The following is a 9,735-nucleotide window of genomic DNA, read 5'->3' on the forward strand; positions in this document are numbered from 1 at the left end:
GGGGGTGGGTTCGGGGGTGGGGGGAGTGCGCGGGTGACACCGGATGACGCGTACCCGCCAGACCGCGCACCTCCCGCACCGCCCTCCCGCACCGCCCTCCCGCGACCGACCCCGAACGACCCGCATCGACCTCCGCGCCCCGCCCCTCCCCCTACGACCCACCACCCCGAACGGGTGGATGCGCCCCCACCGGCGCGAGAGAATTCCCCCGGCACCGCACTCGACCGAACCACCGCACCGCGCCACACGGACAACAACCACGGGGGACAACCAGTGGACACCGCGGAACCCACGCCGGCCGCCGGCCGGGCAGCCGGGCAGGACACACCACCAGCGACACCCCTCGTCCAGCCAACGGCACAAGACGAAAACGAAAAGGGCGCACACGACGCACGAGACGCACGAGACGCACGAGACGCACAAGACGCACGCCCAGCAGTCCTCCCGCCCCAAGCACCCCAACCGCCCCACCTCTCCCTGGAGTTACTGGTGCACGGCGTGGGCGGCACCACCGCGCAGGACATGCTCGGCGATCCGCGCGTCCAGCTGATCACGGGGGACGACACCGCCGCCTGTTACCGCCGTACGGACGACGCGGACGCGGAGCAGCGGCCCGCGGACTATCAGGGCGAGCCGGTGCGTGAGGCGTACTGCTGGTCCAATCTGACCTCGGGCAACGGGGCCCGTGCGCTGTGGCTGATCCTGTTGCCCTTCATGGTTGCCAACCTCGCGCATTGGATGCGGCCCGCCGCCCCGGCCGACCACCCGGCCCAGCGGATCTACGACCTGCTGGTGCGCCTCCTCGCACTCACCCTCACCGTGCTGCTGGCCGCCGCGGCCTGCGAGGTCGCCCTCGACCTCACGGCCTGGCAGTGCGCCGGCACCACCGTCTGTGTCGCCGGCAAGTCCTGGCTGGGCTGGCTCGACCCCGACAACTCCGGCTGGTGGAGCACCCCCGGCCGGCGCCTCGCCCTCGCCTCCCTGGTGCCGCTGCTCGTCGTCGGATTCCTGTCGTGGCTCTCGCACCGCACCTGGAGCGCGTACGAGTCCGCCTCCCCGCCGCCGCGCGAGCCCGGCAGTTCGCGCTTCACGCCGCACGAGGAGCGGACCGCGCTCAGCCTGGAGGGCTTCTGGTACGGCCGCAGGCTGGTCGCCCGGCTGCGGGCCGCGCACACCACGGCGGGTGTGCTGACGATCGCCGCGGTGCTGCTCGCCGCCGGCGCCAAGGCGGACGGGCACACCGGCGGCGACACCGTCCTCGCGGTCACCGGCCGGGCGCTGACCGCCCTGGTCATCCTGCTCGCCGCCGCCACACTCGTCGTCGTGTGGCGGACCGCGCGCAGTGAGGCCGCACCGGACGACCAGTCCGACCGCCTGGTCGTGCGGGCGCTGCCGTACGCCGCCGTCGGCGTGCTCGCGCTGATCGCGGTGCACAGCGGCTGGGCGCGCCCCGGTGCCCGCAGCCACGGCCCGCTTCCCGGCGCCGCCGCGTTCGGCGGGATCGCGGTCCTCCAGGGCGTGCTGGTCCTCGCGCTGGCGGTGACCGCCTACGTGCTGCAGCGCGCCGCCCGCAACGACTCCCGTACGGCGCTGCGCGGGATGGGCGGGCCCGCCGTCGCCCTGCTGGCGTGCGCGGTCGGCGGGGTGCTGTCCGGGGGAGTGGCGCAGCGCTTTGCCGACTGGATGGACGGCGGGGCGACCCCGGGCCAGGCGCACGCCCCCATTCCCGGCCCGCCCGTGCTGCTGTCCTGGCAAGCCTCCGTGATCCCGGCCCTGTTGCTGGTGGTCGCCGTGGTCGTCATGCTCGCCGCGGTCCGCGTGGTGATTGTCCGTCGCCGGGTCGAGAAGGACGTTCCCGGGCTCTACGACCCGCGTGAGCACCCCGATGCGCGCCGTACGAAGCGGATCGCCGGCACCATCGCCCGTGCCGGACTCACCGACGCGTCGCCGGTCCTGGTCGCGGCCACCGCCGCGGTCACCCTCGTCCTGGGGGCCGGCGCGGTGGCCGGCGCCTGGCTCACCGACCGGGCGCCCGGCCGGGCCACCGCCGGCGCCCCGCCCGTCGTGCACGCCGCCGCCGAGACCGCGGAGTCCCTCGGCTCCTGGCTGATGAGCGCCGGCGTCATACTGCTGATCGCCATGGGCCGGCGCGCCTACCGTGACCACTCCGCCCGGCGCACCATCGGCATCCTGTGGGACGTCGGCACGTTCTGGCCGCGCGCCGCACACCCCTTCGCGCCGCCCTGCTACGCCGAGCGCGCGGTGCCCGACCTCACCTGGCGGATGGCCACCTGGACCGAGCGGTTCGACGGCCGTCTGGTGCTCTCCGGGCACTCCCAGGGCAGCGTGCTGGCGGCTGCCGCCGTCTGGCAGCTCGATCTGGTCACCCGCAGCCGGGTGGCGCTGCTGACGTACGGCAGTCCCCTGGAGCGCCTCTACGGCCGCTGGTTCCCCGCCTTCTTCGGTCCGCCCGCGCTGACCGGGCTGCACCGCGAGATGGACGACTGGCGCAATCTGTGGCGCTTCACCGACCCCATCGGCGGACCGATCCGGCTGACCTGTGAGGACGGCCGACGGATCGACGAGGGGCCGCTGCGCGACCCGCTGGCCTTCGGCCGGACCCTGCGCAACCCGCTGCCCGCCCAGATCCTGGGGCACGGCGACTACCAGGCCGATCCGGTCTTCGACGCGGTCCGCGCCGAACTGATCGCCCGGCTCACCCCGGGCGTGCCGGCGCAGCCGGGCCCTGCGGACGTGATGTCCGCCGACCGTTCCGGTCAGGGGAGTTCGGGCAGGTCGTCCGCGTAGAGGAGGGTGAGGTCGTCGGTGCTCGGGTCGGGCAGCTGCGCCACCCGGCCCGCGTGCCGCTCGACCATCGCCTCGAACGTCTGCCGTGCGGTACGGCCGTTGCCGAAGGAGGGGCCCTTGGGGAGCACGGTGAAGTACTTCAGCAGCGCCTCACCGGTCCCCTCGCCGAGGTGGTACTCGTGCTCCTCGCCCTGCTGCTCGACGATCCGCAGCAGCTCCTCCGGGGCGTAGTCGCCAAAGGTGATGGTGCGTGAGAAACGGGACGCCACACCGGGGTTGACGGCGAGGAAGCGCTCCATCTCGGCGGTGTAGCCGGCGACGATCACCACCACCGCTTCCCGGTGGTCCTCCATCAGCTTCACGAGGGTGTCGATCGCCTCCTTGCCGAAGTCCCGGCCGGAGTCCTCGGGGGAGAGGGCGTACGCCTCGTCGATGAAGAGCACCCCGCCGCGCGCCCGGTCGAACGCCTCCTGGGTACGGATCGCGGTCGACCCGATGTGCTCACCCACCAGGTCCACCCGGGACACCTCGACCAGGTGCCCGCGCTCCAACACCCCGAGGGACGCCAGGATTTCGCCGTAGAGGCGGGCGACCGTCGTCTTGCCGGTGCCGGGGGAGCCGGTGAAGACCAGATGGCGCCGCACGGACGCGGCCTTCAGTCCCGCCTCCTGCCGCCGGCGGCCCACCTCGATCATGTTGATCAGGCTGCGCACCTCACGCTTGACGCTCTCCAGCCCGACGAGGGTGTCCAGTTCGCCGAGCACCACCTCGGAGGGCCGGCTGCTGACGACCGGCTCGGCGGCGGTGACGGCGGCCGCCGGCGGGCTCTGTGCCGGTACGTTGCCCAGCAGCCCGGCGGTCTGTGTCGCCTGCTGCACGGCCGGCGCGGTGGCTCCGGCCCCCGGCGCGGGCAGCGCGCGGCTCTCGTCGCTGGTGCAGTCCTGGACCGTCGGCCCGTCGCCCTGCCCGGCGCCGCCCTCGGCGAACTCGTAGCCGCCGCGCGCGCACCGCTCCGTACGGCACCGCGTCAGCGTCGTACGGCAGCCGTCGATCACGTGGAAGCCGAAGCCGGAGCTGCCGGTGACCCGGCAGCCGTGGAAGGTGCCGCGGCCCTCGGCCGAGACGTAGAAGCCGGCCTCCGCCGGTGAACTGACGGTGCAGCCCTCGATGGTGGGGTCCGCGCCCTTCGTGACGATCACCCCGGTCTGCGCCCCGTCGATGGTGCAGTTGGCGAGCGTGCCGCCGCTGCCGTGGTCGCGGAACCACGCGCCGGTCGCCGCCTCCCGGATCCGGCAGTCGTCCAGCTGCACGGTCGCCCCGTCGCTGACCGACACCGCGGTGTTGCGGACCTGGGAGAGGTCGCAGTCGACCACATCGGCACGGGAGCCGCGGTCCAGGACGAACAGGGCGTCCGGTACGTCGTGCACCCGGGTCGAGTCGAGTACGGCGGTCGCGCCGTCGCTCACCCACACCGCCGGGTAGTCGCCCGTACTGTCGTGGATCTCGCACTGGTTGGCGTCCACCCGGGTGCCCGGGTCCCACACCGACAGTCCGTTGCGCCCGAAGTGCCGCACCGTGCTGCGGGTCAGCGTCAGCACCGAACGCGACCGCAGGTCGACCGCGTTCTCCGGGATGTCGTGGATGTCGCAGTCGGCGAGGGTGAGCACCGCGTCGGTGTCCAGGGTGACGCCGTCAGCCGAGGTGCGGTGCACCGTGCAGTCCGTGAGGTGGCCGGTGGCCCGCGCGGCCACCTGGATCCCCGCACCCTTGATCTCGTACAGCTCGCAGCCCACCGCCTCGACGGCGCTGCCCTCGCCGTTGATCGACAGACCGGCGCCCGAGGCGTGGTGGATCCGGCAGTTCTCCAGCCGCGGGTGGGCCCCGCCGCGCACCGCCACCCCGGCCTGCCCGGCCGCCACCACCTCGCACTCCTCGAAGAGGCCGCCGGCCCCGTCCAGGATGCTGATGCCGACCCCGCCCGCGTTGTCCACCGTGCAGCGCCGCACCGTCGGACGGGCCCCGCCGCGCACCTCGATGCCGGACGCGGACCGGGTCACCACCCGCAGGCCGGACAGCTCCGGGGCACCGTCCTCCACCAGCAGCGCCGGCGAGGCCGAATCCGTCGCTTCCAGATGCAGATCGTGGACGGTCGCGGAGGCGCGTATCGTCAGCGCGACCCCGTCGGCCGGGGCGATCCGCACCGAACCGCGCGACCCGTCGGGGCCGCGCAGCGTCACCGCGCGCTGCAGCACCAGGTTCTCCCGGTACGTACCGGCCGGGACGGTCAGCACATCGCCGTCCCCGGCGGCCTCCAGGGCGGCGGCGAGCGAGCTGTACTCCCCTGTCCGGCGCCGCCAACGGGACGTTCCGGAGTGCGTCACCTGGACCGAGCCCTGTGCCATGGCGCTGTCGTGCCCCCACCTCGTGCGGCTGATGTCGGCCCGGCAACCATCCGTCCGCGGATGTCCGCATTCGGGTGCGCAAGGCCCCAGCCGAGAGGCTGGCGCCACCACCGTAGCGCGCCCGGCGGGCCGTAGTTGACACGGTCAGCGCCTGGTCAGCCGCGGACCGTCCGGGCGGTCAACTCCCCGCGTCGGCCCGGCCCCAGTCCTGGCCCGCGCGCTCCCACTCCAGGTCCCAGCGGCGGTAGCGGCGCGCCATCAGCTGCCCGACGAACAGCCGCCGGCCGCCCTCGATCAGTCCGCCGACGGCGGCCGTGGTACCCAGACCCGCCAGCACCGCATGCGTACCGGCCGTGCTGACGTCCATCGGCCGCGGCATCACCCGCCCCTGGTCGTCGGTCCAGATGCGGAACCGCTCACCCGGCTCGACGGGGCGCGGGGCCGCGATCTGCCCGAGGTGCGCCGTGCCGTTCACGGCCGTCCAGCGGGCGAGGACCCGGCGGTGCGCATCACGCTGCGAGGAGGTCTCCGGATCGGGGTCCAGCGGGGTCCGGGAGACCAGCCGGTCGACCGTGACCCACACCAGGTGCCGCTCTCGGTGCTGCAGCGCCACGGTCCGGAGCAGCGCGCCGTGTGCCGCCCGGCCGCTGAACCAGCCCGCGACGGGCGCCCCGAGGACGATCAGGAGGACGGCGGCGAGCGCCACCCAGGACTCGATCAGATCGGTCCGGCGCCGCAGCGGATTGCGCCGCCAGCGCCATACGCCTCGTACGGCTCCCATCGTCGCCCCCTCTCGTGCTCCGTGAATACCGCATCGGGGGTGCTCCATGCGAGAGTTCTGCGAAGAGAGAGCAACATCACGCACAACGGAAGGCGTCTTCCGGCCGTACGGAACGGGGTGCGGCGCCGCGGTCAGCGCAGCTGTACCGCCAGGGTCACCACGGCGCCCGTCGCGCCGGCCTCCGGAGCCGCCACGGAGACCGCGAACCGGTCCGCCACCAGGCGCGCCAGCCACAACCCGCGGCCCTTCGGAGCACCGTCCAGGCCCGGCAGCAGCTCGGGGATCACCGCCTCGCTGAATCCGGGGCCGGTGTCGCTGATCCGGCACTCCAGCTCGTCGCCCACCCGGCGCAGCTCCAGCCGCCCCGAGCCGCCGGCATACTCGACGGCGTTCCCGGCGATCTCGTCCACGGCCAGCACGAATTCGCCCCGCCGCGGTTCGCGCAGGCCCTCGCGGGCGGCGCACTCCTCGACCAGCAGCCGCAGCTGGGGCAGCAGCCGGGCGGTGAAACGCCGCTGGAGCAGCGGGCGGCCGGGCTCCTCTGCGGGCACCTCGGCCGGGCTCGCCGGACCGGGCATCACCACGGGGCCACCCCCTCCGTCAGCGCCAGCGGCGGCACCGTCCCGCCGCCCAGCCGCCGCAGCAGCCGACGCTGGCCGCGGTCGCAGCGCACCTCGACCAGATCGTGGCCGGCGGCGCCCCGGGCCAGCACGAGCAGGCTGACGGCGCAGCCCACCGACAGGAAGTGCAGCCGGGTCAGATCCACCGTCAGCCTGCGGTCCGGGGCCGTGTGGGCCAGCGCGATCCGCAGCGCTCTGCTGAACTCCGCCCGCTGGGCGGCGTCCGCCTCGCCGATGAAGTGCAGTACGCCGTCGGGTTCACGCACCGTGCGCAGGCTGCCCAGCCGCTCCAGCAGGGTGCGCGGATGCGCCCGTTCCATGGCGGCGAGCACCCCGCGGTCGAACCGGCGGCGGTCGTAGGCGCAGATCTCCGTGTACGGCCGGCCGGTGAAGAGCGCGTGCGCCCCGCTTTCCCGGCGCATCATCACCTCGACCTCCGCGCCGAGCGCGGCGACCCAGCCCATGTCGATGAACGCCCGCAGACCGGCGTACCCCTCGGCCGTCGCCCGGTCGGTTTCCTGGTACAGCCGCCCCATCTGGCGTGCGGCGGTGAACTCCGGGTCCGGCGAGATCACTTCGCGCATGCTGCTCACCACCAGCTGGCCGCGCGCGCGGGCGGCGGCCGTGCTGCGGCTGGGGAAGTCGAGCCGGGCCAGGACCTCTGCCGCGGGCACCCCGGGGGAGGGCAGCACCAGCACCTTCTCGCCGCGGGCCAGCCCGAGTCGTACGAACGCCGTGACGGCCTCCCAGCGCACCTCGTCGTCGCCGTAACTCACGAAGGCGTGGTCTCCGGGCCGCAGGTGCTGGACAGGGACGAGGTGGCCGCTGCTTCCGTTGTCCCTCGCAGGCGTCGACACGCAGCCCCTGTCTCCCGTCGCCCTCACCCTCCGGCAGCCGCCGCGGGCGACCGCGGCGCGACCACCGTGAACGGCCGCGCAGGCCCGTCAGTCGAGTATCTCGAAAGGGTCGCCGATACGGATCGTGCCGGCCCCACGGGGAATCAGATTCTGGCCGAAGACCAGCCGGTCACCGAAGCGGCGATGGCGGGCCAGCGTCCGCAGCGGCTCCTTGCCCCGCTCGGCGGTGTGCTGGTCGGTGGTGGTGACGACACAGCGTGCGCTGGGCTTGGCCACCTGGAAGACCACCTCGCCGATACGGACCCGGCGCCACTCGTCCTCGGCCCACGGAGCCGTGCCGTCCACCACCACATTGGGCCGGAAACGGTTCATCGGCAGGGGCCCCTCGTCGGCGTGGTCGCCCTGGGCGATGAGGGAATTGAGGGCGTCCAGCGAAGAGGTGGTCGTCAGCAGCAGCGGGAAGCCGTCGGCGAAGCTGACCGTCTCACCGGGCTCGCAGTACTCGGGCGCGATGGGGCGGCGCTTCTCCGGGGCGTCGAGATACATCAGCCGGCACTCGACGCCCAGATACCCGCTGAACCACTCGGCCGCCGCCTCACCGGCGGGCACCGCCTCGACCTGGTCCTTCCAGACCTCGACCGGGACGGTCTCCACGGACCCGGGCACCTCGACCGTCAGCGGCGCCATTCCGGGCGCGGTGAGCCGGAGGCCGCCGCCCGGCAGGCCCTCGGCGCGCGCCAAAGCCAGCGTCGGCTGCGGACGTTGGGTGATCTGCCTGTGCTCGGCGTCCACCAGCAGCCACCGTCGGTCCCCGGCGAGCCCCCACGGCTCCACGACCGCCTCGCCGGGACCGGACCCCGCAATGGATTTGACCGGGTAGAGATGGATCGACCGGAGAGCAGGCTTGGGCATGTGTTCCATCCTGCCAGCAGCCTCGGACAGTTGACCGACCGCCCGGTCAGTACCCGCGCGGGTACTGGCGGCCGTACGGATCGTCGTACGGGGCCGCGGGCCGCGGGGCGACCGGAGCGGCGGGCCGCATCGCCTCGTACCCCGTACCGCCGGCCGGGCGCTGGGGCTGGGGCTGCTGCGGGGGCTGATAGCCGCCGCGGGCCCCCGCCTGCTGCGGGATGTAGGGCGCCGGCGCGTGCTGCAGCGGGGCGACCGGCTGCGCGGCGGCACCCGGGTAGCCCTGCCCCGGCGAGGGGTGGGAGGGAGCTGCCGGAAGTGCCGGCAGCGCGGAGGGCAGCGCAGGCAAGTAAGACGACCCGGTGTCGTAAGGGGAGGGGTTCACCCGGATCGGGGCGATCTGCGGCGTGCCGCGTTCGGCGACGAGGCTGTCGTAGATCGGGGTGTCCGGGAAGGAAGGCGAAGCGTAGTAGCCGCCGCCGTAGGTAGAGCGGGGGGAGGTCATGCCTCATAAGTTAAGCCCACGATGTGTCGATTGGGGAGTCTGGAAAGAGGGTTGTTTTACGTGTTCGGAGAGGTCATGGATCCCCAATGCGAGCGAACTTGGGAAAATCGGTCGCGATCGCCCGTAGGAATCCTGTAAAGAGCTGGCTTCTCCCGGGTGAACAGGGGCCGTTCGGAATGGTCAGCGCCCAGTAGGTTGGGGGAGTCACCACCGACGGGTCACCGAGGAGAGGAAGGCGCGGCGATGTCGATGCTCAAGGGCGGCAATGTCCCGGTTCCGGCCCCGGCGGTCCGGGTGGAGCTGGGTTGGCAGCCCGCCCCGGGGACGCCGGACGTGGACGCCTCGGCGCTGCTCCTGGTGTCCGGGAGGGTCCGCGACGACACGGACTTCGTCTTCTACAACCAGCCCGTGCACGCCTCCGGCGCCGTACGGCACGAGGGCAAGCGGCCGGCCGGCGAAGCGATGACCGACACCGTCACGGTGGCCCTGGCCTCCGTGGAGCCCGCCGTCGACAAGGTGGTGCTCGCCGCCTCCGCCGACGGCGGCACCTTCGGCAGCGTCCCCGGCCTGCACATCCGGGTGCTGGACGAGGCGAGCGGCGCCGAGCTGGCCCGTTTCGACAGCCACGACGCGACCACCGAGAGCGCCTTCGTGCTCGGCGAGCTCTACCGCCGCCAGGGCGCCTGGAAGTTCCGCGCGGTGGGCCAGGGGTACGACACCGGGCTCGCGGGCCTGGCCACGGACTTCGGCATCAGCGTCGAGGAGCCCGCCGCGACGCCGCCCCCGTCGCCCGCCCCGGCCCCCGCGGCGCCCGTCCCCCCCCCCCCCCCCCCCGCCCCCGCCCTTTTTTACA

8 protein-coding genes are annotated in these 9,735 nt (G+C 73.6%); 2 read left to right on the forward strand and 6 right to left on the reverse strand.

Features of this window, described 5'->3' with window-relative positions:
* The first annotated feature begins 522 nt into the window (after nt 1-522).
* A complete protein-coding gene (locus OO62_RS35805) occupies nt 523-2,808 on the forward strand; it encodes a hypothetical protein (RefSeq protein WP_228332624.1) in 2,286 nt (761 codons plus the stop codon).
* Here the strand turns inward: OO62_RS35805 and OO62_RS35810 are convergent.
* The 6 genes from OO62_RS35810 to OO62_RS35835 form a co-directional block, all read right to left on the reverse strand.
* Nucleotides 2,778-5,210: a right-handed parallel beta-helix repeat-containing protein gene (locus tag OO62_RS35810; protein ID WP_033271915.1), complete on the reverse strand. Its 2,433-nt coding sequence runs from the start codon at nt 5,208-5,210 to the stop codon at nt 2,778-2,780. The genes OO62_RS35805 and OO62_RS35810 overlap by 31 nt on opposite strands.
* Nucleotides 5,211-5,388: 178 nt before the next feature.
* Nucleotides 5,389-5,991: an Rv1733c family protein gene (locus tag OO62_RS35815; protein ID WP_033271916.1), complete on the reverse strand. Its 603-nt coding sequence runs from the start codon at nt 5,989-5,991 to the stop codon at nt 5,389-5,391.
* Between the two features lie 131 nt (nt 5,992-6,122).
* Nucleotides 6,123-6,569: an ATP-binding protein gene (locus OO62_RS35820; protein ID WP_033271921.1), complete on the reverse strand. Its 447-nt coding sequence runs from the start codon at nt 6,567-6,569 to the stop codon at nt 6,123-6,125.
* Nucleotides 6,569-7,387, reverse strand: coding sequence for an MEDS domain-containing protein (locus OO62_RS35825; protein ID WP_248782317.1), 819 nt, complete (start codon nt 7,385-7,387; stop codon nt 6,569-6,571). Before OO62_RS35825 ends, OO62_RS35820 begins: the two co-directional genes overlap by 1 nt.
* 168 nt (nt 7,388-7,555) lie before the next feature.
* Complete coding sequence (locus OO62_RS35830; protein WP_033271918.1) at nt 7,556-8,380, reverse strand: MOSC domain-containing protein; 825 nt, start codon at nt 8,378-8,380, stop codon at nt 7,556-7,558.
* A gap of 46 nt (nt 8,381-8,426) precedes the next feature.
* On the reverse strand, nt 8,427-8,882 hold the full coding sequence (locus tag OO62_RS35835; protein ID WP_033271919.1) for a DUF6643 family protein: 456 nt from the start codon (nt 8,880-8,882) through the stop codon (nt 8,427-8,429).
* 243 nt (nt 8,883-9,125) lie between these two features.
* Between OO62_RS35835 and OO62_RS35840 the strand changes: the two genes are divergently transcribed.
* Nucleotides 9,126-9,735: TerD family protein (locus OO62_RS35840; RefSeq protein ID WP_033271920.1), on the forward strand; the 610-nt coding region annotated here is incomplete at its 3' end.

Source organism: Streptomyces lydicus (genome assembly GCF_000717345.1).
GTDB classification, from domain to species: domain Bacteria; phylum Actinomycetota; class Actinomycetes; order Streptomycetales; family Streptomycetaceae; genus Streptomyces; species Streptomyces lydicus.

Excerpts from the sequence above, each read along its gene's own strand:
- OO62_RS35810 (WP_033271915.1), bottom strand. The coding sequence starts at position 5,210 with ATGGCACAGGGCTCGGTCCAGGTGACGCACTCCGGAACGTCCCGTTGG.
- OO62_RS35835 (WP_033271919.1), bottom strand. The coding sequence starts at position 8,882 with ATGACCTCCCCCCGCTCTACCTACGGCGGCGGCTACTACGCTTCGCCT.
- OO62_RS35820 (WP_033271921.1), bottom strand. The coding sequence starts at position 6,569 with ATGCCCGGTCCGGCGAGCCCGGCCGAGGTGCCCGCAGAGGAGCCCGGC.
- OO62_RS35815 (WP_033271916.1), bottom strand. The coding sequence starts at position 5,991 with ATGGGAGCCGTACGAGGCGTATGGCGCTGGCGGCGCAATCCGCTGCGG.
- OO62_RS35805 (WP_228332624.1), top strand. The coding sequence starts at position 523 with ATGCTCGGCGATCCGCGCGTCCAGCTGATCACGGGGGACGACACCGCC.
- OO62_RS35830 (WP_033271918.1), bottom strand. The coding sequence starts at position 8,380 with ATGCCCAAGCCTGCTCTCCGGTCGATCCATCTCTACCCGGTCAAATCC.